The organism is Pantoea sp. SGAir0430, assembly GCF_043549295.1.
Window position 1 is genome coordinate 481,784 of sequence record NZ_CP039427.1, and the last position, 24,986, is coordinate 506,769.

Genomic DNA, 24,986 nt, shown 5'->3' on the forward strand with positions numbered 1-24,986 from the left:
GAATTAAGAATATCGCCCCGGGCACGCTAAGTATTCATATTCAGTAAATATTTTGGCAGCAATACGCATAAGCGTGACTTTTTCCTTTGCTAAGCTGAATGACAGACCAGTCTCGTTTCACTAAGGAGGATCACATGCGTCAACACAAAACCCGTCAGCTGGGCGACAGCGGTATCAGCGTGCCGCTGCTGACGTTTGGCGGCAACGTTTTTGGCTGGACCGTCGATGAAAAAACCTCGTTTTCACTGCTCGACGCGCTGGTGGAAAAGGGGCTGTTCTTCATTGATACCGCAGACGTTTACTCACGCTGGGCGCCGGGCAACGCCGGCGGTGAATCGGAAACCATCATCGGTAAATGGCTGAAAAAAAGCGGTAAGCGCGACAGTATCGTGCTCGCCACCAAGGTAGGCATGGAGCTGACGCCGGAGAAAACCGGGCTGAAACCGGCCTATATCCGCCAGGCCGTGGAAGATTCGCTGCGCCGCCTGCAGACGGATGTCATCGATCTCTACCAGGCGCACCGTGATGACGACAGCACGCCGCTGGTGGAGACGCTGAAAGCCTTCGACTCGCTGATCAAAGAGGGGAAAGTGCGGGCAATCGGTGCGTCCAACTACAGCGCGCAGCGCCTGCAGGAAGCGCTCGACATCAGTAAGCAGGAGGGACTGGCGCGCTATGAAACCCTGCAGCCGGAGTACAACCTGTACGATCGCCAGGAGTATGAAAGCGGACTGGAGCAGGTGGCGGTGAAAAACGGTCTCGGCGTGATTAACTACTACTCGCTGGCCAGCGGTTTCCTGAGCGGGAAATACAAAAAGCCGGAAGACGCCAGCAAAAGCGCGCGCGGCCAGGGCATTGTAGAAAAATACCTCAACGATCGCGGTAAGCGCATCATTGAAGCGCTGGAAGATGTCGCGGCCTCGCACGATGCCTCTGCTACCCAGGTGGCGCTGGCGTGGCAGATTGCGCGACCTAGCATCACGGCACCGATTGTCAGTGCCACCTCGCTGCAGCAGCTGGATGAGCTGGTGAAAGCCACCGAGCTGGAGCTCAGCAAGCAGGAGATTGAAGAGCTGGCCAGCGCCAGCAAGCCGTAACGCGAAGCGGGACGCTGCGGCGTCCCGTCACGTAATAATTTTTTCGCCACGCAAAAAATGCCTTTTTCCTCCAGAACATATCCATTCATCGATCGCTGTCACAATTGCGTTAAGTCACTGTCACCTTTGCACTCACTGCGCACAGATTTGCAAAAACTGACATAACCTCAGCATTATTCTCTGCCCGTTCCTCTCCGGAAATTCACAGAAGAATAATCATCATGAACAGAAAAAAAGCAGTGCAGCATATGCCTCGCCTGGCAGCGGGCACCCTGATGTTTGCCATGTTGAGTGCGTCGGCGGTGGCAGCCGATGCGTTCAGCTACGATTCTCCCTATATGTTTGGCGACTGGGGCGGTAACCGAACGCAGCTGGAAAACGACGGCGTGAAGTTCGACGTTAACTACACCATGGAAAGTGCCTCGAACCTGGGCGGCGGTGCCGATACCAACACCTCGATGCGCTACAGCGATCAGTGGGCGTTTGGCCTGAATCTTGACCTGCAAAAACTGCTCGACTGGCAGGATGCGCAGTTCCAGATGACCATTACCGACCGTAACGGTCGCAATATCTCCGATCAGGTGGCAGACCGCCGTACCGGCATGCTGTCATCGGTGCAGGAAGTGTACGGACGTGGCCAGACCTGGCGTCTGACGCAGTTCTGGCTCAGCAAAGGGCTGTTTGATAACACCGTCAACCTGAAAGCCGGTCGCGTTACCGTCGGGGAAGATTTCGACAACTTTGACAGCAAGTTCCAGAACCTTGCATTCGGCAGCGGCCAGGCGGGTAACTGGCGCGGCGACCGCTGGTTTAACTGGCCGGTTTCCCAGTGGGGCGGGCGCGTGAAGGTAAACTTCACGCCGGAAGTGTTCTTCCAGGTGGGCTTCTACAACCAGAACAGTGCCAACTACGATCGCGGTGACGGTTTCCGTCTGGATACCAGCAACTCCGAAGGCAACCTGGTGCCGGTGGAACTGGGCTGGAAGCCGACCTTCGGGCCGGCCAACCTGCCGGGTAACTACCGCATTGGTTACTACTACTCGTCGGCCAACGGCGATAACTACGGCAGCTGGCGCGATGGCGCTTATCAGAGCAAGGATCACGCCTACGGCGGCTACGTGCTGTTACAGCAGCAGCTGACCGCGCAGGGCGGCGATGCCAGCCGGGGTCTTGGCGTAACGGTGCAGGCGGTGATGAACGATCACAAAACCTCGAAAACCGACAACTATCAGTCGATCAGCTTTACCTGGAAAGGGCCGTTTGATGCGCGTCCGCAGGATGAGATTGGCGTCGGCGCGGCGCGTATTCACGTCAACAGCGCGTATACCCGTTCGCTGCGTCAGCAGAATGATGCCAACGGCGAAACTGATTTCGACAGCCCAACTTATCTGCCGATTCAGGATGGTTCCGAGTACAACTACGAGGTTTATTACAATGCGCAGCTGACCAAATGGCTGCAGCTGCGTCCAAACCTGCAATACGTGGTGGCACCGGGTGCGGTGAGCGAAGTGAAAGATGCGTTTGTGGGTGGAATCAGTGCGAACGTGAATTTCTAATCTGGCAGAATGTGTGACTTTTCCCTCTCCCTTTGGGAGAGGGCAGGGTGAGGGGAAAATCGCACGGAGCTGTCTGGCCCTCACCCTAACCCTCTCCCGCAAGCGGGAGAGGGAATTATCTGAACATCACTTCCGCCCAGCGTGCCAGGCCGGCGGTGACCGAACCGAAATCATCGCCGCTGGCGATGGGCGTGTCGGGCAGCGCCTGCTGCAGCGCGGCGCGCAGGATCGGCGAACGGGCACTGCCGCCGGTGAGGTAAATCACCTCCGGACGGGTGTCACAACTGGCCAGCGCCAGCTGCACCTGCTCAAGAATGCGCGCCAGCGGCTGGTTAATCGCTTCTTCCAGCTGCGCGGCGCTGATCTCCGCCTGCAGCGTTTGCGCAATAAACGCCAGCGAGGCCGCGGTCTCGCGCTGATCGGAGAGCGCAATCTTGCTCTCTTCCGCCGCGCGCACCAGCCGGTAGCTCAGCTTCTGCTGCCAAACTTTCAGCAGATGCGCGACTTTATCGCCCTGTTCGGCATCACGCACCAGATCGCGCAGCAGCTTACCGCTGGCGGCCGAGTAGAAGTCGCTTTGTGCCGGCACATCGTTAATCGCCACCGCGTTCCACCACGGCAGGGCGGGCAGGGCAGTGCCCTTCAGCGTGTTACCGCCCAGACCGAGCAGCGGCATCAGCGTTTTGAACGCCAGCATAATATCGAGATCGTTACCGCCGACGCGGCAGCCGCTGTGGCCAAGCAGGCTGGCACGGCGATCGGACTGATTACGCCACTGCGGACCCATCAGCAGCATGGAGCAGTCGGTGGTCCCGCCACCGATATCCACCACCAGCACGCGTGTCTCCTGCTGCAGCGTGGCTTCAAACTCCAGACCGGCGGCAACCGGCTCGAACTGAAACTCGACGTCGCGGAACCCGGCACGCTGTGCGGCACGCAGCAGAATGCCCTGCGCCTGCTGGTTGGCGTCTTCACCGCCCAGCCCCTGGAAGTTGATTGGCCGGCCAATCACCGCCTGATCAATCGGTTGATCGAGCTGGGTTTCACCCTGCTGGCGAATGTGCAGCATCATGGCGCACACCAGATCTTCAAAGAAGGCGATCTGCTGGGGTTTCAGGCCGCTGGCGCCGAGGAACGACTTCGGCGATTTGACGAACCACACCTCTTCCGGATCAACCATATAGTGCTGCAGCGCGGTCAGACCAAACTGTACGCTGGCAGGCGTTACCTCGATATCCTCTTCGCGGTTATAACGCAGCGCGCGCTGCAGCAGCGCGGTGCTTTCGCTGTCTGGCGTGGGGACCTGATGGTGGCGGTGCAGCCATTCACTGATGGCTTCGCGCGTGGGCGCGCAAATCATGGAGGGAAGCAGGCGCTGACCGTTTTCCAGTGTCAGTAACCGCGGTGTGCCGCTATCCGTTACTGCGATGGAACAGTTAGCCGTGCCGTAGTCGAATCCGATAAACATTGTATCCCCCATGCCAGAAAAAAGGGGGCGACTTTAGCGCAGCCAACGCGGGCTGGCAATGGGCAGCGCCGCAGTTTATCCCTGAACTTCCTGGTAAACCTGATACTGGCCGCGCCCGGCGTGTTTGGCGCTGTAACAGGCGACATCGGCCTGCGACATCACCACATTGCTGATGCAGTTATGCTGATCGATTTGCGTGATACCGGCGCTGGCGCCGACGTGATACGGCCGGTCCTGCCAGATAAAGGTAAAGTCATGCACCGCGCTGACGATGCCCTGCACCACCTCGCGCACCTGGTCAACATTGCTGTAGGGCAGCAGCAGGCCAAATTCGTCACCGCCGAGGCGCGCCAGCACATCGCTATTGCGCAGGTGCTGTTGCATGAGATCGGCCAGTGCGCGCAGCAGCGCATCGCCAGCGGCATGGCCGGCGGTATCGTTGACCGCTTTAAACTTATCCAGATCGATAAACACCAGCACGTGCTCGCTGTGATGCGCGGCGGCGTCATTCACCAGTCGCTTCAGCTGCTGTTCAAAGCTGTGACGGTTCGGCAAACGCGTCAGCATATCGTGAGAGGCGCTGTAGCTCAGGCGTTTCATCATGCGGCGCGACTCGCTGACGTCATGAATGACCATTACGGCACCAATGTCGCTGCCGGTCAGGGTTTTCAGCGGCGTGATGCTGTAGTGAATCTCGACCTGGGCACCATCCGGGGTATGCAACACCAGCTCTTCTTCCAGGTCCGGTGTGGTTTTGCTGGCGGGCAGGCTGCACAGCAACAGATTCTCCACGCGCGGCCCCTGCGCGCCACGCGTAATCGTCAGCAGTTCGCTCAGCGCCACGCCAGCCGCTTTCGCCTGCGGCCAGCCGCTCAGCGTCTCGGCCACCGGATTCATGAAGGTCACCCGCATCTCATCGTCAGTACAAATCACCGCTTCACCGATCGAGTCGAGGGTGATGGCCATGCGTTCCTTCTCCTGGAACAGCGCTTCATTCAGCGTGCGCAGCGAGGTGATGTCCTGACAAATGCCCAGCATGCGTTCGATCTGCCCATCCTTGCTGATGATGCTATTGGCCTCGGAGCGCACGTAGCGCAAGCCCTGCGGCAGATTGATGCGGTACTCCAGCTGGAAGGCGCTGCGGCGTTCAATCGCCTGCTGAATGGTGAGCGCGGCCGCTTCGCGTTCCTGAACATCGACCAGATGCAGCCACAGGTCGTAGCTCGGCACCCGGTGCGGCTCCAGCGCAAATAACTCGTACATGCGCTTGTCCCATAACATCTCGCCGTTTAGCAGGTTCCACTCCCACACGCCGATGCCGCCCGCTTCATTGGCCAGCGTGATGCGCTCCATCAGCCGCTGGTTGATCTGCTCGCTCTGCTTCAGCTCGGAGATATCCACAATCTGCGCGATAAAGTAGAGCGGTTGCAGCCGCGCATCACGCACCATCGAGACCGTGAGGCGCGCCCAGACGATCTCGCCATCTTTGCGGAAATAGCGTTTCTCCAGGGTATAGGTCAGGATCTCACCGGCGATTAGCCGCTCCAGCTGTTGCAGGTCGCTGTTGAGATCGTCCGGATGGGTGATCTGCTGGAAGGTGAGTTTTTTCAGCTCCTCCGCCGCGAAGCCCAGCGTGCGGCACAGCGACTGGTTGACCTGCTGCCAGCCGCCTTCCGGTGATACCAGCGCCATGCCGATGGCGGAATACTCCATGGCGTTGCGGAAGCGGGTTTCGCTTTCGCTGATGTGGTGCTTTTCACGCTGGAAGGCATCCATCACCAGCGACATTACGTGGCTCGGCAGCAGCACCAGCAGAAACGGCAGCCAGGTGCTGACCTGGCCGAGCAGCAGATCGTTGCGCGCCAGGTTGACCCACTCGAGCGCCAGCAGCAGCGAGATAAAGCTGGCGTTGAGGAAAAACAGCAGAAAGGCTTCGAATTTGGGCAGGCGCACCGCGCACCAGAACAGAATCACCACGATAAAGGTAAACGGCCACGGCAGGAAGCGCAGCGCCAGATAGCTGGCCAGCAGCGTGACGATTAGCGTGAGCAGCGTCTCCAGCTGACGTTCCGGCGTGATCAGCTGGCGCAGCGGTTTATCAGGCCACAGCAGCAGCACCGGACCGAAGGCCAGCACGCCAATCACTTCAGAGATCACCCAGGTGGAGAAAAACGGCAACGAGGCATGGCCATCGACGTGCAGCATCCACAGCGCCACCACGCCGCCCAGCAGCGGCGCGATCAGGCCCGCAGCCAGCGCAAAGCGTATCCAGTCGGCCAGTGAGTTGAGCGGGGCTTTGCGGTCGAGCAGCGCGCGAAGCATGAGCCCGCCGAGGATGGCCTGCACCATATTAAGGATGGCGAATTTGACATTGCTCAGGGCCGGGCCGATCACCAGCAGATTGGCCAGCGCCGTGCCGAGCACGCAGCTGGCCAGCAGCAGCGGTACCTGTCGCGAGGGCGCGCGGAACACCACGACGGTCATTAACGCGGTGGAGTACCAGAGCGGGGAAATGCGGCCGCTGACGACAATCAGTTCCAGACAGAACAGCGTCAGTAAAAATGCCAGCGCGCAAAGCAGCAGGGCGCTGAGCCACTTTTTTTGCGGATTATCCTGCGAGGTTACTATCTCAAGAGTCATGCACGAATCCAGCAGCGCGCATTGATTACTCGAAGAAAAATGCGCCAGTCAATCTCTTAATCCATGCTAGCACATCTGTCAGATATCTTTGTGCGGAAATGTTTTTTTGCGGCCTGCATCCAGGTGCGCATGAATGCGCACCCGACAAAACCGTTGAAATCTGCTGGCAGTATCGCGCCTGCTGGATCTGCAGCGATTCAGGTAAGGACACGACAAATTGCACAATTTTGTAGCGGCGCGATTTATCGCGCAATAAATTGCGCCGCTACCGTATGTGCAATCATTTGTGGAACGTGTTCAAAACGTAATGGACAGACCTTACACCCTTTACCGCCCAACGCACTCAGCGGAACAAATCGGCGCGGGTGAAGGGCTTTTCCAGCCCGGCGAGGTCAGCGGAAAAACGCTCGAGGAACTGCTGGGTGGTGGCGACGCGGCCGTGGCCCATCAGCAACAGCGGAATCAAAAATGCCACCGCCACCTGCACCACGGTAAAACCCTTCAGCGCGGTGCGGCGCTGGCTCAGCAGGAACGCGCTGCTCAGGGTAAAGCCCAGCATCAGTCCGGCCAGCACTTCACTTACCGAGTGCGCATGGATCACCAGGCGCGATAATCCCACCATCAGCGGAATCAGATAGCCGATACCGATGGTCAGGGCACGCCAGAATGTGGGCCAGCGGCCGGAAATCAGCCACATCATCACCGGCCACAGCGTCGCTGACATCGCGCTATGGCCGCTGAACCCGGTGAAGTTGTAGCGCGCGCTGCCAATGCCGAAGCCGAGAAACATAATTTTCGAGATGCTGACCAGCAGGCCCGCCAGGCCAAACGCCAGCAGCCAGTACCAGACGGTGCGACGGTTGTCGCTTTTCCACGGCAGCACCAGTGCGATGATCACCGCAGTGGGGATCAGCAACATACTGTCGCCGAAATAGGTCAGGGTTCTCCAGCTCATACTTTTCCTTGCAACGACTATCGGGCTCCCGCCAGTCATACGGCGGGCAGAGAAACAGTGTATCGATTAAGCCGCTGGCTGCAAAACGGGATAGTCTGAAAAGGCGGCGCGCCGGTTTTCACTGGCATCAACCCGGTGAAATCCCTATAATTGCCGCCAACTAACCCTCTCAATCGGCCTGTTTTTGTGCAGACAGAAACCGGCTCCAGTTATCAGGTCTTAAAAAAGTATGACTGACAAGTCTCATCAGTGCGTGATCGTTGGCATTGCAGGTGCATCCGCATCCGGAAAAAGTCTTATTGCCAGCACGCTCTATCGTGAAATCCGTGACCAGGTCGGTGACGAGCATATCGGTGTGATCCCCGAAGATGCCTACTATAAAGATCAAAGCCACCTCACCATGGAAGAGAGGGTGAAAACCAACTACGACCATCCGAGCGCGATGGACCACGATTTGCTGCTGCAGCATCTGCGCGCACTGAAGGCCGGCGAAGATATCGACCTGCCGGTTTACAGCTACGTTGAGCACACCCGCACCGATGAGTGTATTCATCTGAAGCCGAAGAAAGTGATTATTCTGGAAGGGATTCTGCTGCTGACCGATGCACGGCTGCGCCAGGAGCTTAACTTCTCGATCTTCGTTGATACCCCGCTGGATATCTGCCTGATGCGCCGTATGAAGCGCGACGTCAACGAGCGCGGGCGCTCAATGGACTCGGTGATGAGCCAGTACCAAAAGACCGTGCGCCCGATGTTCCTGCAGTTTATTGAGCCTTCCAAGCAGTATGCCGACATCATTGTGCCGCGCGGTGGCAAAAACCGCATCGCCATTGATATCCTCAAGGCCAAAATTAACCAGTATCTTTGACGACGCCCGTCCGGTTCAGCGTGACCGGAACGGGACACCGTGCGTCCGGATGGACGTGACGCGAACGGTTTGTCACAACCTGACCACCTTTCGCTACACTTAAATCATGGAGTTTCTGCGATGAGATTATGCGATCGCGATATTGAAAGCTGGCTGGACAGCGGCAAGCTGGCCATCGATCCCCGTCCGCCGGTTGAGCGCATCAACGGTGCTACCGTGGATGTGCGCCTCGGTAACCAGTTCCGTACCTTTAGCGGCCACACCGCACCGTTTATAGATTTGAGTGGTCCAAAGCATGAAGTGAGCGCGGCGCTGGATCGCGTGATGAGCGATGAGATTGTGCTGCCGGAAGGCGAAGCGTTCTTTCTGCATCCGGGTGAACTGGCGCTGGCGGTGACGCTGGAATCCGTCACCATCCCCGACGATCTGGTGGGTTGGCTGGATGGCCGTTCGTCGCTGGCGCGCCTCGGGCTGATGGTGCACGTTACCGCGCACCGCATCGATCCGGGCTGGCAGGGCCGTATCGTGCTGGAGTTTTACAACTCCGGTAAGCTGCCGCTGGCGCTGCGTCCCGGCATGCTGATTGGCGCACTGAGCTTTGAACCGCTGTCCGGACCGGCGGCGCGTCCTTACAATCGCCGCGAAGACGCCAAATATCGCGGGCAGCAGGGCGCTGACGCCAGCCGTATTGATAAAGACTAACGTTTCTCCTGGAGTGATTTCGCGCCAGCGGCCTGAAATCTGACGGTGATGAGGATGCAATGAGAAGACTGATAACCACGCTGGCCATCCTGTTAGTGGTGGTCGTAGCGGGCATGACGGCACTGGTGTTGCTGGTCAATCCCAACGACTTTCGTACCTATATGGTACAGCAGGTAAAACAGCGCAGTGGTTATCAGCTTGAAGTGAGCGGCGACCTGCGCTGGCACGTCTGGCCGCAGCTCAGCATTCTGGCGGGCCGCATGAGCCTGACCGCGCCCGGCGCCAGCCAGCCGATGGTGACCGCCGATAATATGCGTCTGGACGTCAATCTGTGGCCGCTGCTGTCGCATCAGCTGAGCGTCAGTCAGGTGATGCTGAAAAACGCGATTATTCGCGCTACGCCGGACAGCGCGGTGCAGAAACCGCAGGGCGCGCCGATTGAGCCGGGCGACAGTGAACCGGCCATCGCCGCCAGCAACGGCTGGACCTTTAACATCAGTAAACTGCGCATCGCCGATAGCCTGCTCATCTGGCAGCAGCCGGGCGGTGACGAGTACAACTTCCGCGATCTCAACCTCAATCTGAATCAGGACGATAACCGGCAGGCCAGCGTTGAGCTGGCGACACGCGTGTCGCGCAATCAGCGCAATCTCAGCCTGAACCTGAAAGGGCAGATGGACGTGGCGCACTATCCGCACCGTATCAGCGGCCAGCTGGATGAACTGGAGTACACGCTGGACGGCGCTAACCTGCCGCCGCAGGGCATTAAAGGGACGCTGAGCGGGCAGGCGCAGTGGGATGGCGACCAGCAGCAGTTTGCGCTGAACAAGCTGCAGTTAACCGCGAACGACAGCGCCCTCGACGGCAGCGCTGAGGGCCGGCTGGCCCTGCCGCAGCAGCTCAACCTCGCGCTGCACGCGACCTCGCTCAATCTGGATAACCTGATGGCCAGCGCGCCCGCCAGCGATAACAGCACCACACAGCAGGCTAACGTGATGCGCACGCCGGTGATCGCTGAGCCGCGCGCGCACAGTAACGCCGACTCGCCGCTCAACAGTATGGATTTACAGCTGACGCTTGACGCTGACAGCAGCGTGTGGCGCGGTCTGACGCTCAGCAATCTGCAAATTGACGCCCGCAATCAGCGCGGACTGCTGACGCTCAACAAGCTGCAGGGCAAATTTGGTGACGGCCACTTTTCCATTCCCGGCTCGGTGGATATCCGTCAGCCGGTCACGCAGGTGGCGTTTCAGCCGGAGCTGAGCAGCATTGCCATCGCGCCGCTGCTTAAAGCGCTGGAACTGCCGGCTTCGCTGCAGGGCACGGTCTCGCTCAAGGGCGACATCAGCGGTGCCGGGCTGAGCGTGGCGGAGGCGAAACAGAACTGGCAGGGCAATGCAGAACTGGAAGCCACTAATCTGCAGCTGGCGCAGCTGAATCTGCAGCAGATGGTGCGCCGCGCCGTGGCGCGCGTCAGCAATCGCGTCAGTAACGATCAGCCGGATGATCAGGGAATTGAACAGTTAAGCGGTCGCATCAGCCTGAAGCAGGGCAACGTCACGCTGCCGGATCTGCAGGGCGGCAGTAGCCGGCTGGCGCTGCAAACCCACGGCAACGTGGATGTGGTGAAGCAGCAGCTGGATGTCACCATTAATATGATTCTGCGCGGCTGGCAGGGCGACGACCGGCTGGCGAAAGTCCTCAACGGCCAGCCGATTCCGCTGCGCATGTACGGCAGCTGGGGCAATCTGCAGTATTCGCTGCCGGTGGATGACGTGGTGCGCCAGCAGTTACAGGGCGAAGCCAAAACGCGCCTCAATCAGTGGCTGGATAGCCAGAAGTCTGCACCGCGGCAATAAAACCCGATGCCGGTGCGCATGAATGCGCACCCTACAAAAAACCGATGCTTTCCGTGTAGGGTCGCCATTTATGGCGACCAGCTAAGCAACACGCGATAAATCACGCCCCGGCACCGGGTTAAATAGACGGTGCGGGCGCGACCGGCACAATCTCGACTTTTTGCACCCGATGGTTCTCCACCTGCAGGGTGCGCAGCAGATAATCCCCGACGCGCAACTCCTCACCTTCGGCCGGCACGTGCTGCAGGCTATCCATCAGCAATCCCGCCAGTGTATGGTAATTGCGCCTCTCGTCGAGCGGCAGCGCCACGTACAGCGCTAAATCTTCCAGCGGCATATGGCCGTTGGCGATCCAGCCGCCATGCTCTGCGGGCTGAATATCGTAACGGGCATCAATCTCTTCCCCTTCATTGGGCAGGTTGCCGGCGATGGTCTCCATCACGTCGCTCAGCGTCACCACGCCTTCCACCGAACCAAACTCATCCACCACAAAGGCAAAATGGGTGCGCGCATGGCGAAACTGCTCCAGCGCCTGCAGCAGGGTGACGCGCTCGGGAAACACCAGCGGCTGGCGGATCAGCGCACGCAAATCCAGCGATTTACTATGCAGCGACTGATGCAGCAGATCGATCACATGCACCACGCCCAGCGGCTCGCGTCCCTGTTCGGTGATTAGCAGGCGCGTATGCTGGTTGCGGTCGAGTTTATCCATGATCGACTGCGGGTCTTCGCTCAAATCAATATGCTCGACGTCATGGCGTGACGTCATGATGCTGTTGATCTGGCGCTGACCCAGACCCAGCACGCGCATGATCATGCGCCGCTCCTGACGGTTAAACAGCGCTGCGCCCTGGTTATCACTCAGCAGCGATGCCGTGTCGGCATCCAGATCGGCGCGCTGCGCTTCACCGCGCAGAATGCGCAGCACGGCTTCGGCAGTGCGCTGGCGCAGCGGCCGTCCGGCGGTAAGAAAACGGCGGCGATTAAACAGCGCCAGCTGATTAAAAATCTCAATCACAATCGAGAAGCCAATGGCCGCGTACAGATAGCCTTTCGGGATGACGAAGCCGAAACCCTCTGCCACCAGACTAAAGCCGATCATCAGCAGAAAGCTCAGGCAGAGAATCACAATGGTAGGATGGCCGTTAACGAAGCGCGTCAGCGGCTTGCTGGCCAGCAGCATTAACAGGATGGCGATGGTCACGGCGATCATCATCACCGGCAGGTCGTTGACCATACCGACGGCGGTAATGACGGCATCAAGTGAAAAGATGGCGTCCAGCACCACGATTTGCGCCACCACCGGCCAGAATTTAGCACCGCTGTTATTTTGACCCGATTCCTCGTCGCTGCCCTCCAGCCGGGCGTTCAGTTCGGTGGTGGCTTTAAACAACAGGAAGATACCGCCGCCCAGCAGCAGCAGGTCGCGTGCGCTGAAGCTGTGCTGGAAGAGGGTGAACAGCGGTTGGGTCAGCGTAACCAGCCACGACAGCGACGCCAGCAGCACCAGCCGTGATACCAGCGCCAGCAGCAGACCGAACACTCGCGCGCGGTCGCGCAGCGTCGGCGGCAGCTTTTCCACCAAAATGGCAATGAAAACCAGGTTATCAATACCCAGCACCAGCTCAAGAACGATTAGCGTGACTAATCCTGCCCAGAGCGACGGATCGATGATCCACTCCCACATACTTTCATCACCATAATGTCTAAAAATGAGCTTAGTCTGATGATAGTTAATCGTCAGACAGGGTACAAATACGCCCCGGCCGCGCGGATGTCGCGGGCTGGCCGCTTATTAGGATTAATCTTACCTTGTTCAGCCGGGCGATAAGTGAAAAGTATGGATAAACATCCTGTGTGGATGAAGACCACTATTTATTCTTATCCAGCGGCAAAAGCGTACGTTTTTAATGCGACTAATCTGAAGGCGGGTATCGAATTATTCTGAATTTTGGCGTGAAATTGCCTGGCGGGGCTGGCATCAATACTTATGGCTGGTAGTCTTTTTCCTAAAATAGTGCAGGGAAGACGGGGCCTACTTGTAAACAAGCCAGTAATAACTAGTATAGCAACGTGTTAGTAAATGTCTGCGCCAATGTTGTTAATAGCGCGCTGTTTAGCTTCTTAATGTTGTGAATTGTGATCGTGCACGGGTTAAGGCGGGTATTTCCCGGCGTGGCGACAAAGCGCGGACAAAAAATAGGGTGTTGTAAGCGGTATTGGCAGCGACAGCCAAGGGCGGTAGCGTGCCTGACGTGGTTTTCACAGGTTAAGAATTGTCTGGCCTTGCGGCAAAAGGAAGTCAGACTAATCTGTTGGTATTTATCACAATTTTCTTGCTTAACTGGAAAGAGAATTGGCCTAAATGCCGGGGAATTCGCCGCAGTTTGTCTCGCTGGTTTAGTTAGTGCATCGCTCATTAATTACTCAGGCTTAGGCGTTAGGGATTAAGGGAAATAAAATAAAAGAGTCAAATATGCGCGATAATGAATTTACATATAAAAGTCTTCTGACAAAAATTTTACTGGCGTGCTCGGATTTAATTTGTTTCAACGCGGCATTGTTTATTGCACTCGCGCTGATTAATTCGTTCGCCGATTCTCCACTGGCAGATATTTCTGAAAAAGACCTCAACTTAAAAATCGCCACCCATGTCTGTCTGTCCTTAATTTGTACAGGCTGGTTCTGGGTTCGCCTGCGTCATTATACCTATCGCAAACCCTTCTGGTTTGAGCTGAAAGAGATCTTTCGTACCATTCTCATTTTCTCTGTCATCGATTTGTCAATTTCAGCATTATCACAATGGCAGATGTCCCGTTTTGTCTGGGTATTAACGTGGATTTTAGCGCTGGTGCTGATTCCGCTGGCGCGCGCTATTTCCAAACGCGTACTGAATCATTTCGGTATGTGGAAAAAGCAAACCATTATTATTGGCAGCAACCGTAACGCGCAGGAAGCCTGGCAGGCGCTGCAGAGCGAAGAGGTGATGGGCTTTGATGTGATCGCCTTCTTCGACGTCGATGGCAGCTGCCCGCAGGCCAGCATCTCCGGTGTACCGGTGCTGCATAACGAGCAGGAGCTGTGGCAGCTGACCAACAGCGAAACCCAGTTTATCGTCGCGGTTGAGTTTGAGCAGAGTCAGCACCGCGACCGCTGGCTGAAAATGCTGGCGATGCATAACTGTCGCTCGGTCTCGGTTATCCCGACGTTGCGCGGCGTACCGCTGTACGGCACCGATATGGCTTACATCTTCAGCCATGAAGTGATGATTCTGCGTGTGAATAACAACCTGGCGAAACGCACCTCGCGCGTCCTGAAGCGGGCATTCGATATCGTCGGCGCGCTCAGCATCATCATCGCGCTGTCACCTGCGCTGCTGGTACTCGGCTTCATGGTTGGCCGTGATGGCGGACCACCGATTTACGGTCACGAACGTGTGGGTCTCAATGGCCGCAAGTTCAAGTGCCTGAAGTTCCGCTCGATGGTGATTAACTCGAAAGAGGTGCTGGAAGAGGTGCTGCGCACCGACCCGGTAGCCCGCGCCGAGTGGGACAAAGATTTCAAACTGAAAAACGATCCACGTATTACCAAAGTCGGTCATTTCATCCGTAAAACCAGCCTGGATGAGCTGCCGCAGCTGTGGAACGTCGTGCGCGGTGACATGAGCCTCGTTGGCCCGCGCCCGGTGATTGAAGATGAACTCTGCCGTTATGCCGGTGATGTTGATTATTACCTGATGGCAAAGCCAGGCATGACGGGATTGTGGCAGGTCAGCGGTCGTAACGACGTTGACTATGAGACGCGCGTCTATTTCGATTCGTGGTATGTCAAAAACTGGTCGCTGTGGAATGACATCGCGATTCTGTTTAAGACGGTCGGCGTGGTACTCAAACGCGACGGCGCTTATTGATAGACAGCAAGGGCAGGGGACGAAATAACGTTCCCGCCTGATAACTGCCGGTGCTGGGAGTGTCTGTAACTGATAACTGCCATTATCGAGCCCGAACAGAGCGGGTTATTAAGCCGCTTAACGATAACCCACTTTAATTGAAGTCGTCTGCAACCAGGATGACAACATAAACCAGGGAGCTAATGATAATGAACCTCAGTTTCAGTGTTTAATTCCTTGCCTTTATTTTTGTTAGACGCTTACACAGCGGCGTTTTCGCCTCTATCAATCATTAACTGATAGCGAAGAACCAGATGATAATGAAAACTAAATTGATACCGTTACTGGTATCCGCGACTTTCCTCTCCGGGTGCACCATCGAACCAGGTTCGCACCTTTCCACTAGCGGAAAAGATGTCATTGAGCAACAGGATAGCAATTTTGACATCGACAAATACGTTAACGTCTTCCCTCTGACGCCGCGTCTGGTTGAACAGATGCGTCCGAAGCCGCTGGTTGCTCAGGCTAACCCGCTGCTGCAGAACGAGATTCAGAGCTATCAATACCGCGTTGGCATCGGCGACGTACTGAACGTCACCGTATGGGATCACCCTGAGCTGACCACGCCGGCCGGTCAGTACCGTAGCGCCAGCGACACCGGTAACTGGGTGCAGGCAGACGGTACCATCTTCTATCCGTACATCGGTAAAGTACGCGTTGCAGGCCGCACCGTGACGGAAATCCGCAGTGAAATCGCGCGTCGTCTGGCGCAGTTCATTGAAAGTCCGCAGGTGGATGTCAATGTGGCCGCGTTCCGTTCGCAGAAAGCCTACGTGACCGGTTCGGTCACCACCTCCGGCCAGCAGCCGATCACCAACGTGCCGCTGACCGTGCTGGATGCGGTGAACGCCGCGGGTGGCCTTGCCGCTGACGCCGACTGGCGCAACGTGGTGCTGACGCACAACGGCCGCGAGCAGCGCATCTCGCTGCAGGCGCTGATGCAAAACGGCGACCTGAGCCAGAACCATCTGCTCTATCCGGGCGATATCCTTTACGTACCGCGTAACGACGATCTGAAGATCTTCGTAATGGGCGAAGTGAAACAGCAGACCACGCTGAAGATGGACCGCAGCGGCATGACGCTGGCTGAAGCGCTGGGTAACGCACAGGGCATGGATCAAACCACCTCTGACGCCACCGGCGTATTCGTCATTCGTCCGATTCGCGGTGCTAACCGCACCAAGATCGCCAACATCTATCAGCTGAACACCAAAGATGCGGCGTCGATGGTGATGGGCACCGAATTCCAACTGGAGCCGTACGACATTGTCTACGTCACCGCAACACCAATCACCCGCTGGAACCGCGTGATTTCCGGACTGCTGCCGACCATCGTGGGTATCGACGATGCAAGCTCCGCAGCGCTGCGTTTCCGCAACTGGTCGGACTAAGGTTTTACCATGATTAAGTCAGTGTTAGTCGTCTGCGTCGGCAACATTTGCCGCTCCCCCACCGGGGAGCGTCTGTTTAAACGCGCACTTCCGCATACCCGTATCGCCTCTGCCGGTCTTGGCGCCCTGAAGGGCCATCCGGCGGATAAGACGGCCAGCGCCGTCGCCGCTGAACATGGCGTCTCGCTGGACGGTCATGAGGCTCAGCAGTTAACGGCCAGCATGTGCCGTGACTTTGACCTGATTCTGGTAATGGAGAAGCGCCACGTTGAGCAGGTGAATCGCATCGATCCGGCGGCGCGGGGGAAGACCATGCTGCTGGGCCACTGGCTTAACCAACAGGAAATTGCGGATCCGTACAAAAAAAGCCGTGAGGCCTTTGAAGAGGTTTACGGGTTACTGGAAAACGCTACCCAGAAATGGGTTAACGTACTAAGCCGATAGTTGGGAATATCCATGAATATCAAAAACAAGGTTATGACTGCGCCAAAAGAAGATTCGAATGGATGGGATCTGGCGCATCTTGTGGGACAGCTGATCGATCATCGCTGGATCATCGTGGCGGTCACCGCTTTCTTTATGCTGATGGCAACGCTCTACACACTGTTTGCTACGCCAATCTATAGCGCGGACGCTATGGTGCAGGTGGAGCAGAAAAACACCGCCTCGGTGCTGAACGAATTACAGGATGTGATTCCGACCACGCCAGCATCAGACACCGAGATTCAGATCATCGAATCCCGCATGGTGATTGGTAAAACCGTTAATGACCTCGGTCTGGACACGGTCATTCAGCAAAACTACTTCCCGGTGATCGGTAAAGGTCTGTCGCGCCTGATGGGCAACAAGCCAGCGCAGATTGCCATTTCACGCCTGGAAATTCCGCGCAGCATCGACAAACGCACCGTTGAGCTGGAAGTCACCGGTCCGCAAACCTATACCGTGAGCAAAGACGGCGACGAGCTGTTCAAAGGCCGCGTCGGTCAGCTGGAGCAGCACGGCGACGTCACCATGCTGGTTAGCGGCATTCAGGCTGACGAAGGCACCAGCTTCAGCGTCACCAAGCTGAGCGACCTGCAGGCGATTAAAACCGTACTGGGCGCGCTGACCGTCGCCGATAAAGGCAAAACCACCGGCGTGCTGGGCCTGGAGTTCCAGGATGAAGATCAGGAGCAGGCGAGCCGCGTGCTGAACCAGATCGTCAACAACTATCTGCTGCAGAACGTTGAGCGCAAGTCTGAGCAGGCGGAAAAGAGCCTCGAATTCCTGCGCACCCAGCTGCCTAACGTGCGTGCCAAGCTGGACGATGCGGAAGACAAGCTGAACACTTTCCGTCGTCAGAACGAGTCGGTCGACATGTCGCTGGAAGCCAAATCGGCGCTCGACTCTTCCGTTAGCGTCCAGAGCCAGCTGAACGAGCTGACCTTCCGTGAAGCCGAAGTTTCCCAGCTGTTCACCAAAGACCACCCGACGTACCGCGCGCTGCTGGAAAAACGCAAAACGCTGGAAGCGGAACAGGCGCAGCTGAACAAGAAAATCTCGGCCATGCCGCAGACCCAGCAGGAGATTCTGCGTCTGACGCGTGACGTGCAGGCCGGTCAGGAAATCTACATGCAGCTGCTGAACCGTCAGCAGGAACTGGGCATCAGCAAGGCCAGCACCGTGGGTGATGTGCGCATCATCGACCGTGCCGAAACCAGCACCAGCCCGGTGGCACCGAAGAAACTGCTGATTATTGTCGCGGGCCTGATTGTGGGTCTGATGCTGTCGGTTGGTCTGGTGCTGCTGAAAGCGCTGTTCCACCACGGTATCGACAATCCGGAGCAGCTGGAAGAGCTGGGCATGAACGTCTATGCCAGCGTACCGCTCTCCGAGTGGCAGCGTAAGAAAGACACCGAAGCGCTGGCGCGACGCGGCAGCAAAGAGAAGTCGGATCCGCACAACACGCTGCTGGCGCTGGGTAACCCGACTGACCTCTCCATCGAAGCGATTCGTAGCCTGCGCACCAGCCTGCACTTCGCCATGATGGAAGCGAAAAACAACATCCTGATGATCACCGGTGCCAGCCCGGGGATTGGTAAAACCTTTATCTGTGCCAACCTGGCGACGCTGGTATCCAAAGCAGGTCAGCGCGTACTGTTCATCGATGGTGATATGCGTCGCGGCTATACCCACGAGCTGCTGGGTGCGGACAACAAGACCGGCCTGTCTAACGTACTGTCAGGCAAGAGCGAGTTCTCGCCGGCGATGATTCAGAAGGGCGTGTACGGTTTTGACTTCCTGCCGCGCGGTCAGGTGCCACCGAACCCGTCTGAGCTGCTGATGCATCGTCGCATGCAGGAGCTGCTGGACTGGGCGAGCAAGAACTATGACCTGGTGCTGATCGATACGCCGCCGATTCTGGCTGTGACCGACGCTTCCATCATCGGTAAGCTGGCCGGTACCTCGCTGATGGTGGCGCGTTTCGAAACCAACACCACCAAAGAGCTGGATGTCAGCTACAAGCGCTTCGCCCAGAACGGTATCGAGATTAAAGGCGTCATCCTCAACGCCGTGGTCCGTAAAGCGTCGAATGCCTATGGTTATGGCTACGACTATTACAACTACGAATACGGCAAAGAGAGCAAAAGCTAAGCAACATCGGGGGCGGATTTTCCGCCCCTTTTTATGACTAAAAAGCGTTAGCGAGGTGCGCATAAATGCGCACCCTACGTGGACGGTGCAGGAGAATTGACCTCTTTGCTGGTGCGCATAAATGCACTGCCGGTCAGAACCGTGCCCGAGGCTGCAGGGTCGTCATTGATGGCGACCGGCAAACCGCCTGGCCGGACATGACGCCATACATGGCGACTAAATTTTTCGGTGCGTTTTGCACCATCCAACATACACACAGCACAATCTTAGGTATTTCCGTGACGGTACGAAAAGTCTTATTGAAAAAGAATACTAACGGCATGATTTTTCAGAACAAAGCCGATTCCTTTCTACAGGCCGCTCGCGTTACCGTTGAATCTGGAACAGCTGTTTAAGAGGTGCTGGCAATGCAGGACATCCGCTTCTCAATTGTAATTCCCGCTTATAACGCGTCGAAATCGATTGTCACGACGCTGGATTGCGTCAAAGCGCAAACCTATCGCAACTTTGAAGTCATCATCGTGGATGACAAATCCGCTGATGCCGCGGAACTGGCGCAGGTGGTGCGCGGCGAGCGCTATCAGGATCTGGACATCAAACTGGAGCTGTCTGAGGTCAAACTCAACGGTGCCGGCGCGCGCAACAAAGGTATTGAACTGGCGCAGGGCGACTTCATCAGCTTCCTCGACGCCGACGACGAGTGGCACGCGGACAAGCTGCTGGAAGTGTGCGATACCATCCGCAAGCTGGAAGCGCAGGGTAAATCGCGCTATGTCATCTTCAGCCAGGTCAATATTCATCAGGACGGCAGCTTCCTCAAAGTGATGCCGATGCAGCCGCCGGGGAAAAATGAGACCGTGGCGGAGTACCTGTTTGGCTGTTACGGCTTTATCCAGACCAGTACCATCGTGCTGAAACGTGAAGATGCCGCCAGAATCCAGTTTGATGCGCGCTATATTCGCCATCAGGATTATGACTTCTGCATCCGCGCCGACCGCATGGGCTATGAATTTGTGATGATCGCCAAACCGCTGGCGACCTACCATCTGGTGACCAAATTTGGTTCCAAACACAAAGGCGAGTCGGTGAAGTACTCCTTCTTCTGGCTCGACACCATGAAGCCGCACCTGACGGCGCGCGATATCCATACCTACAAAGCGTTCAAGCTGCCGCTGCGCTACAAAATGGATGGCAATTCGCTGCTGGCCAGCGTCAGTTTTGCGCGCTACTTCTTCCTCACCAACCGTGATAACCGCGCCTACTTCATCAATCGCCTGGTCGATAAGCTGAAGTCGCGCTTCACGGGGCGAAGAGCGGTTTCCTGATCGATTTATGACTTTCACTTGCTCCCGCAGCGGGAGCATTTTTTCGGTTCCTGACACTCCGGGTATACAAATGACAAATCATGTTGGCACCATCGGTATCGTGATGCCGATGTACAACGCGCGCAACACCGTGCTGCGTGCGGTTGAGTCGATCGTGAATCAGACCTACAGCGACTGGCATCTCTACCTGGTCAATGATAAATCCACTGATGATTCACTCGCTTTTGTGCGTGAGCACTGCCAGGACGCGCGCATCACTATCCTCAGCAACGAGGTCAACCTCGGCGCGGCGGAAACGCGCAACGTGGGCCTGCGCGCGGCCAAAGAGGAGATCATTGCGTTTCTCGACAGCGATGACGAATGGCACGCGGAGAAACTGGCCGAACAGGCCGCGGCGCTGGCCGCCGGTGACGACTTCGTGATCACCCATTATCACTACAAAACCAAAACCGCCGATCACGACATCAATTACAACAAACCTTATCTGCAGCAGGAAAACTTCGTGAAGAAGCAGTATCGCGTCTGCTTCTCGTCGGTGTGTTTCCGCCGTCCGCCACAGGGCATCTTCTTCCAGCGTAAAGGCCATGAAGACTTCCTGTTCCTCTATGAGCTGTTCCTCCGCTACAAACAAGCCCGGGTGATCCAGAAGAAGCTGGTCAACTACTACGAGCTGGGCGATTCGCTGTCGCGTAACAAAAATAAAGCGGCGAAATGGCACCTCGAATTATTAAGAATTATCTATAAAAACAATCCTTTAAAAATCTATTACTATTACGGCTGGTATATGGTGAATGGGGTTCTTTTCACCCTTAAGCATCGCTAATAACCGTCTTACTTTGAGCTGCCGCGGCGTTGGCTGCGCGTGCCCACCACAGTCACTTACCTGAGTAAGCTCCTGCGGATGGTCCCGCTTGCCGCCTTGCTGCAACTCAAACTACTCGGTTATTGAAATCGCCATTTGTTTGAGGTGAAAAGCATTTTCATGAAAAAGATTGTTTTAGTTATTAAGGATGCCTACTCCTACGCAGGCACGGAGAACATCTGCAACTTCATGTCGGAGTGCCTCGGTGAAGAGCATGCCGTTACCATTTACTCGCTGGAAGGGCACGGCAAAACCTTTTACCCGTTTGAGCGGGTGAAAGAGATTGTCAGCTTTGAAGGCCACAGCAACCCGATTAAAAGTGCCGTGGCGCGCATCCATCAGGAGGGCTTCGACAGCGTATTCCTGATCAGTATGGGGCGCCTGAGCGTGATGTTTGCCTTCTGGAACCTGATGGCAATGAAGAAAAAAACCTTCAAAGCCTACGCCTGCGAGCACATCGCCATCAACTCGTTCAGCAAGCCGATCAAACTGCTGAAGTGGCTGCTACTGCGCTACTACGACCAGGTGATCGTGCTGACTGACAAAGACCATCAGGTCTTCACCCGCTGGCATATCCCCAGCCAGCAAATTCCTAATCCGGTGGTGTACAAATCCTGGAAGCGCGAGACGCGCAGCCGTCAGGCACTGGCGGTGGGCCGCCTTGATAACCAGAAGGGCTTTGACCTGCTGCTGGATATCTGGGCCGACTTCAGCAAAAAACACCCGGAGTGGAAGCTGGTTATCGCCGGTGACGGCGAACTGCGCCAGCAGCTGCACGATCAGGCCGCTACGCTGGGCATCACCGGCAGCGTTAACTTTGTCGGCAAAGTCAGCAATATCAATGATTACTACCGCGACAGCGACATGGCGCTGATGACTTCACGTTATGAAGGACTGCCGCTGGTACTGCTGGAAGCCAAATCCTGGTCGCTGCCGGTGGTGGCCTATGACTGTCCGACCGGACCGCAGGAGATCATCAACCACGGCGAAGATGGCTTCCTGGTGCCAATGAACGACAAAGCCACTTTCCTGGCGCGCATGGAGCAGCTGGCCAGCGACGATCGCCTGTTCTTTGCCATGAGCGAAAAGACCAAAGAGACGGCGCTGAAGTTTGACGGTAATCAGATCAAACAGAGCTGGCTGGCGCTGGTGTAATCACTTTTATCGTGCCTCGGGGATACCTTTTCGGCCGCCATGCGGCCCCATGACCACGGGATTGTTAGCATGAAAAGAAGAGAAGTCTTGCAAACTGCAGCCTCCTCCATTGTTGCCGCGCTGTCGGTGAGCGCGTTTTCCAGTTACGCCGCCAAAAGTGGTCAGCCGGCGCTGAAAGCGGTTGATGCCTCCAGCGTCCCGCCGGGCGATGTGCCAATTCTGACGCCGGAAAACGTCTATACCATGCCACCGCAGTTCTGGCAGAACTTTGAGGGCAAACTGTGGATTGGCGCAGCAGGCAAAGATGCCAGTCAGGCCGGCAACCAGATTCCGGTATATCTGCGCGACGCCAGCGGTAAGGTTTCCCAGGTGAGCCAGCCAATTGCGCTCAATAAAGGCAACTTTGCCCAGTTTATTCACGATAATGCTGCGTTAATCGCCAATCCCGCGCACTCGATGGTGGTGGAAGATAACCAGGGCAATACGCTGTTTTCTATCAGCGACGTGTCGCGCCCGAACGCCAGCAACTTCAGCCAGCGCCTGGCGCAGCCGAACGGCTATCAGCTGATCGGCGAAATTCCGTCGGTGGAAGAGCTGCGTAAAACCCGACCGCTGTTTGCCGGGGCGAAAATCAAGCTGAAGAGCTGGCACGAAGGGCTGGAAGTGGGCGGCGGCGAGTTTGTCGGCGTTTATGGCGAAGGCGAAGATGATGGCGGCGTGATTTTCAGCGGCAACGGGTTCTACTGGCGCCGCGTGGTGGAAGATTTCAACCGCCTGACGCTGTTTGACTTCGGCGCCATCGCCGACGGCAAAACCGATACGGCACCGGCGATCAAAGCCATGTATCAGTGGTCGCTCAAGGCTAACCAGCAGATCTGCGTGCAGTTTCCGGCAGGCACCTTCTTCGTGACCGGCTGTGACTTTGGCGATCAACAGCAGCGCTTCTTCCGCATTTCCGGCGCGATGGTTAACTTCGGCTATTTCCCGGCGACCACGCTGGTATCTGACGGTCGTTCCGAATTCCTGTTCCAGGTGAATGCGCGCTGGACCGAAATCTCCAACCTGATCTTCAACGGTCAGAACGACAAGCGGCCAAACAAACAGGGGCTGTTCCGCAACACCTGTCCGGGCGGCCAGTTCTTCCGCGGTGCCTGCCTGCGCTTCAACCGCGTCGGCGGCACCTCAATTAGCCTGCTGGATACGCTGGATTGCAAAATCGACCAGTGGTACGCCGATACCTGTACCGGTGACGTGATCAAAGCCAGCTGGTCCGGACAGAAGCAGGGTGCGTGGGACCACAGTACGGCGATTGAGCTGTCGAACTTTAATGCCCAGCGCTGTACCGGCGGCATGGTGCTAAACCTGCCGCGCTGCAGCCAGTCGATCATTCATAACGGCTGGATTGAGCACAGCGAGCACCCCGGCGACATCTCGAACGGCCAGTGGATTATTGATGCGCTGAGCCTGGAAGATTGCAAAAACCCGCTGAACGCGCGCAATTCCCGCCTCAACATGCGCCAGACCAATCTGCAGTCTGGCAGCTGGATCGATAACTCGCTGGAAGGCGAGCGCTGGCTGAATATCTGGGAGATGGGCTCAACGCGGGTGGAGTCTTACGGCGTGGCCATCGACGGCAGCCTGAAATACAACTACATCACGTCGCGTTTCCGTCTGACCAACAACACCAATCAGGCCACCTGGTTCGAGCTGGGTAATTTTTACTCGCCAACCGTGGGTGACAGCTGGGAGATCGAGCTGTTTGGTCAGTCGCAGTTCAGCAACGGCAGCGATAAACAGCCGCTGCTCGACGTGATGGGCGGTAAACAGACCGGCGGTCGCGCGGTGATTCATCTGCAGCGCAAAACCAGCAAGGCGGAAGCCAGCTGGTCTGCGGAAGGCAGTTCGCCGGTGCTGGAGGTGCGCGTCGATGCGCGCAGCGATACCGATAGCAAAGTGTTCGTCAAACTGGCGGGCTGGACGCCGACGGCGGTGGTGCTGATTAAGAGCACCGCCAAAGACCGGTTCCTCACCGGCCGCTGCGCGCGCGTTGATGCCACCATGGCGCAGGGCAGTCCGACCAGCGGCAGCCAGCCGGCCCCGCAGCGGTTTAGTCTGCACAACGGTAAAGCCGGCATCGGCGGCAACGAGCAGGGCGATTTGCTGCTGGCGTCGCGCGCGCTGAAGCCCGAAGAGGTGGATACGCGCCAGCCGAAGGGGTTTGTTTCGGTGGTGATCAACGGCGAGCAGGTGGCGCTGCCGTATTTTGCGCTGAAGTCGTGAGGATTTAACGCAGGTAACGGTGCAATTTATCACGGAGGCCACAACGGCATCGAGCCAGGACGGGCAAAGCGCAATAAATTGCGCCGCTACGGTTTGTGCAGAGGAGATTTCTGCACTGACCCTTTGCACAGTCTGTAGCGGCGCGATTTATCGCGCATGTAACACCTGTCGCAGGTATCAATTACGTCACAACAGGCAGTCGTTAATTTCGGGCCGCTGGCCCATTAGCAGTTTTTTCTTACAGA

Annotated in this window: 18 protein-coding genes; 14 read left to right on the plus strand and 4 right to left on the minus strand. The window is 56.9% G+C overall.

The annotated features are described in order from the left end of the window. Window positions 1-134: 134 nt before the first annotated feature. Window positions 135-1,097 carry an aldo/keto reductase gene (locus E7738_RS02335; RefSeq protein WP_021509316.1) on the plus strand — a complete coding sequence of 321 codons (963 nt, stop codon included), beginning with the start codon at window positions 135-137 and terminating at the stop codon, window positions 1,095-1,097. 221 nt (window positions 1,098-1,318) lie between these two features. Further along, the gene (locus E7738_RS02340; RefSeq protein ID WP_021509317.1) at window positions 1,319-2,653 is read left to right on the plus strand and encodes a carbohydrate porin; all 1,335 of its coding nucleotides are present in this window, start codon (window positions 1,319-1,321) and stop codon (window positions 2,651-2,653) included. 115 nt (window positions 2,654-2,768) lie between these two features. Here E7738_RS02340 and yegD read toward each other — a convergent pair whose 3' ends face one another. The 3 genes from yegD to E7738_RS02355 form a co-directional block, all read right to left on the minus strand. Beyond that, entirely contained in the window at window positions 2,769-4,121 is a 1,353-nt protein-coding gene (gene yegD / locus E7738_RS02345) for a molecular chaperone (RefSeq protein ID WP_021509318.1), read from the minus strand. A 75-nt stretch (window positions 4,122-4,196) separates the two neighbouring features. After that, complete coding sequence (locus E7738_RS02350; protein ID WP_394516054.1) at window positions 4,197-6,761, minus strand: diguanylate cyclase; 2,565 nt, start codon at window positions 6,759-6,761, stop codon at window positions 4,197-4,199. Window positions 6,762-7,104: 343 nt separating this feature from the next. Further along, the gene (locus tag E7738_RS02355) at window positions 7,105-7,716 is read right to left on the minus strand and encodes a phosphatase PAP2 family protein (protein ID WP_125309714.1); all 612 of its coding nucleotides are present in this window, start codon (window positions 7,714-7,716) and stop codon (window positions 7,105-7,107) included. A gap of 229 nt (window positions 7,717-7,945) precedes the next feature. Between E7738_RS02355 and udk the strand changes: the two genes are divergently transcribed. The 3 genes from udk to asmA all read left to right on the plus strand — a co-directional run bounded on the left by udk (window position 7,946) and on the right by asmA (window position 11,145). Continuing rightward, on the plus strand, window positions 7,946-8,584 hold the full coding sequence (gene udk, locus E7738_RS02360) for a uridine kinase (protein ID WP_010615887.1): 639 nt from the start codon (window positions 7,946-7,948) through the stop codon (window positions 8,582-8,584). A 120-nt stretch (window positions 8,585-8,704) separates the two neighbouring features. Beyond that, window positions 8,705-9,286 carry a dCTP deaminase gene (dcd, locus tag E7738_RS02365; RefSeq protein WP_021509321.1) on the plus strand — a complete coding sequence of 194 codons (582 nt, stop codon included), beginning with the start codon at window positions 8,705-8,707 and terminating at the stop codon, window positions 9,284-9,286. Window positions 9,287-9,345: 59 nt separating this feature from the next. Further along, window positions 9,346-11,145 carry an outer membrane assembly protein AsmA gene (gene asmA / locus E7738_RS02370; RefSeq protein WP_394516055.1) on the plus strand — a complete coding sequence of 600 codons (1,800 nt, stop codon included), beginning with the start codon at window positions 9,346-9,348 and terminating at the stop codon, window positions 11,143-11,145. A gap of 118 nt (window positions 11,146-11,263) precedes the next feature. On the opposite strand, the gene E7738_RS02375 is transcribed toward asmA, so the two are convergent. Then, window positions 11,264-12,832 (minus strand): TerC family protein, encoded by a 1,569-nt coding sequence (locus tag E7738_RS02375; RefSeq protein WP_264442787.1) that lies wholly within the window; start codon window positions 12,830-12,832, stop codon window positions 11,264-11,266. Between the two features lie 789 nt (window positions 12,833-13,621). Between E7738_RS02375 and wbaP the strand changes: the two genes are divergently transcribed. The 9 genes from wbaP (at window position 13,622) to E7738_RS02420 (ending at window position 24,741) form a co-directional block, all read left to right on the plus strand. After that, window positions 13,622-15,055, plus strand: coding sequence for an undecaprenyl-phosphate galactose phosphotransferase WbaP (gene wbaP / locus E7738_RS02380; protein ID WP_058757291.1), 1,434 nt, complete (start codon window positions 13,622-13,624; stop codon window positions 15,053-15,055). A gap of 299 nt (window positions 15,056-15,354) precedes the next feature. After that, window positions 15,355-16,485: a polysaccharide export protein gene (locus E7738_RS02385; protein WP_031280061.1), complete on the plus strand. Its 1,131-nt coding sequence runs from the start codon at window positions 15,355-15,357 to the stop codon at window positions 16,483-16,485. A gap of 9 nt (window positions 16,486-16,494) precedes the next feature. Beyond that, complete coding sequence (locus E7738_RS02390; RefSeq protein WP_021509326.1) at window positions 16,495-16,929, plus strand: arsenate reductase/protein-tyrosine-phosphatase family protein; 435 nt, start codon at window positions 16,495-16,497, stop codon at window positions 16,927-16,929. A gap of 12 nt (window positions 16,930-16,941) precedes the next feature. Next, window positions 16,942-19,119 carry a tyrosine-protein kinase Wzc gene (wzc, locus tag E7738_RS02395; protein ID WP_021509327.1) on the plus strand — a complete coding sequence of 726 codons (2,178 nt, stop codon included), beginning with the start codon at window positions 16,942-16,944 and terminating at the stop codon, window positions 19,117-19,119. A 65-nt stretch (window positions 19,120-19,184) separates the two neighbouring features. After that, window positions 19,185-19,514 (plus strand): hypothetical protein, encoded by a 330-nt coding sequence (locus tag E7738_RS02400; protein WP_394516056.1) that lies wholly within the window; start codon window positions 19,185-19,187, stop codon window positions 19,512-19,514. A gap of 12 nt (window positions 19,515-19,526) precedes the next feature. Then, window positions 19,527-20,444, plus strand: coding sequence for a glycosyltransferase family 2 protein (locus tag E7738_RS02405; protein ID WP_058757292.1), 918 nt, complete (start codon window positions 19,527-19,529; stop codon window positions 20,442-20,444). Between the two features lie 70 nt (window positions 20,445-20,514). Then, complete coding sequence (locus E7738_RS02410) at window positions 20,515-21,267, plus strand: glycosyltransferase family 2 protein (protein ID WP_394516057.1); 753 nt, start codon at window positions 20,515-20,517, stop codon at window positions 21,265-21,267. A gap of 159 nt (window positions 21,268-21,426) precedes the next feature. Beyond that, window positions 21,427-22,461 (plus strand): glycosyltransferase, encoded by a 1,035-nt coding sequence (locus E7738_RS02415; protein WP_394516058.1) that lies wholly within the window; start codon window positions 21,427-21,429, stop codon window positions 22,459-22,461. 69 nt (window positions 22,462-22,530) lie between these two features. Beyond that, window positions 22,531-24,741: a phage tailspike protein gene (locus E7738_RS02420; RefSeq protein WP_031280062.1), complete on the plus strand. Its 2,211-nt coding sequence runs from the start codon at window positions 22,531-22,533 to the stop codon at window positions 24,739-24,741. Window positions 24,742-24,986: the final 245 nt, after the last annotated feature.

Coding starts and splice junctions, on each gene's coding strand:
- wzc (WP_021509327.1), top strand. CDS start 16,942: ATGAATATCAAAAACAAGGTTATGACTGCGCCAAAAGAAGATTCGAAT.
- E7738_RS02420 (WP_031280062.1), top strand. CDS start 22,531: ATGAAAAGAAGAGAAGTCTTGCAAACTGCAGCCTCCTCCATTGTTGCC.
- E7738_RS02415 (WP_394516058.1), top strand. CDS start 21,427: ATGAAAAAGATTGTTTTAGTTATTAAGGATGCCTACTCCTACGCAGGC.
- E7738_RS02390 (WP_021509326.1), top strand. CDS start 16,495: ATGATTAAGTCAGTGTTAGTCGTCTGCGTCGGCAACATTTGCCGCTCC.
- asmA (WP_394516055.1), top strand. CDS start 9,346: ATGAGAAGACTGATAACCACGCTGGCCATCCTGTTAGTGGTGGTCGTA.
- E7738_RS02355 (WP_125309714.1), bottom strand. CDS start 7,716: ATGAGCTGGAGAACCCTGACCTATTTCGGCGACAGTATGTTGCTGATC.
- E7738_RS02340 (WP_021509317.1), top strand. CDS start 1,319: ATGAACAGAAAAAAAGCAGTGCAGCATATGCCTCGCCTGGCAGCGGGC.
- dcd (WP_021509321.1), top strand. CDS start 8,705: ATGAGATTATGCGATCGCGATATTGAAAGCTGGCTGGACAGCGGCAAG.
- E7738_RS02405 (WP_058757292.1), top strand. CDS start 19,527: ATGCAGGACATCCGCTTCTCAATTGTAATTCCCGCTTATAACGCGTCG.
- yegD (WP_021509318.1), bottom strand. CDS start 4,121: ATGTTTATCGGATTCGACTACGGCACGGCTAACTGTTCCATCGCAGTA.
- E7738_RS02350 (WP_394516054.1), bottom strand. CDS start 6,761: ATGACTCTTGAGATAGTAACCTCGCAGGATAATCCGCAAAAAAAGTGG.
- E7738_RS02335 (WP_021509316.1), top strand. CDS start 135: ATGCGTCAACACAAAACCCGTCAGCTGGGCGACAGCGGTATCAGCGTG.
- E7738_RS02375 (WP_264442787.1), bottom strand. CDS start 12,832: ATGTGGGAGTGGATCATCGATCCGTCGCTCTGGGCAGGATTAGTCACG.
- wbaP (WP_058757291.1), top strand. CDS start 13,622: ATGCGCGATAATGAATTTACATATAAAAGTCTTCTGACAAAAATTTTA.
- E7738_RS02410 (WP_394516057.1), top strand. CDS start 20,515: ATGACAAATCATGTTGGCACCATCGGTATCGTGATGCCGATGTACAAC.
- E7738_RS02385 (WP_031280061.1), top strand. CDS start 15,355: ATGAAAACTAAATTGATACCGTTACTGGTATCCGCGACTTTCCTCTCC.
- E7738_RS02400 (WP_394516056.1), top strand. CDS start 19,185: ATGCGCACCCTACGTGGACGGTGCAGGAGAATTGACCTCTTTGCTGGT.
- udk (WP_010615887.1), top strand. CDS start 7,946: ATGACTGACAAGTCTCATCAGTGCGTGATCGTTGGCATTGCAGGTGCA.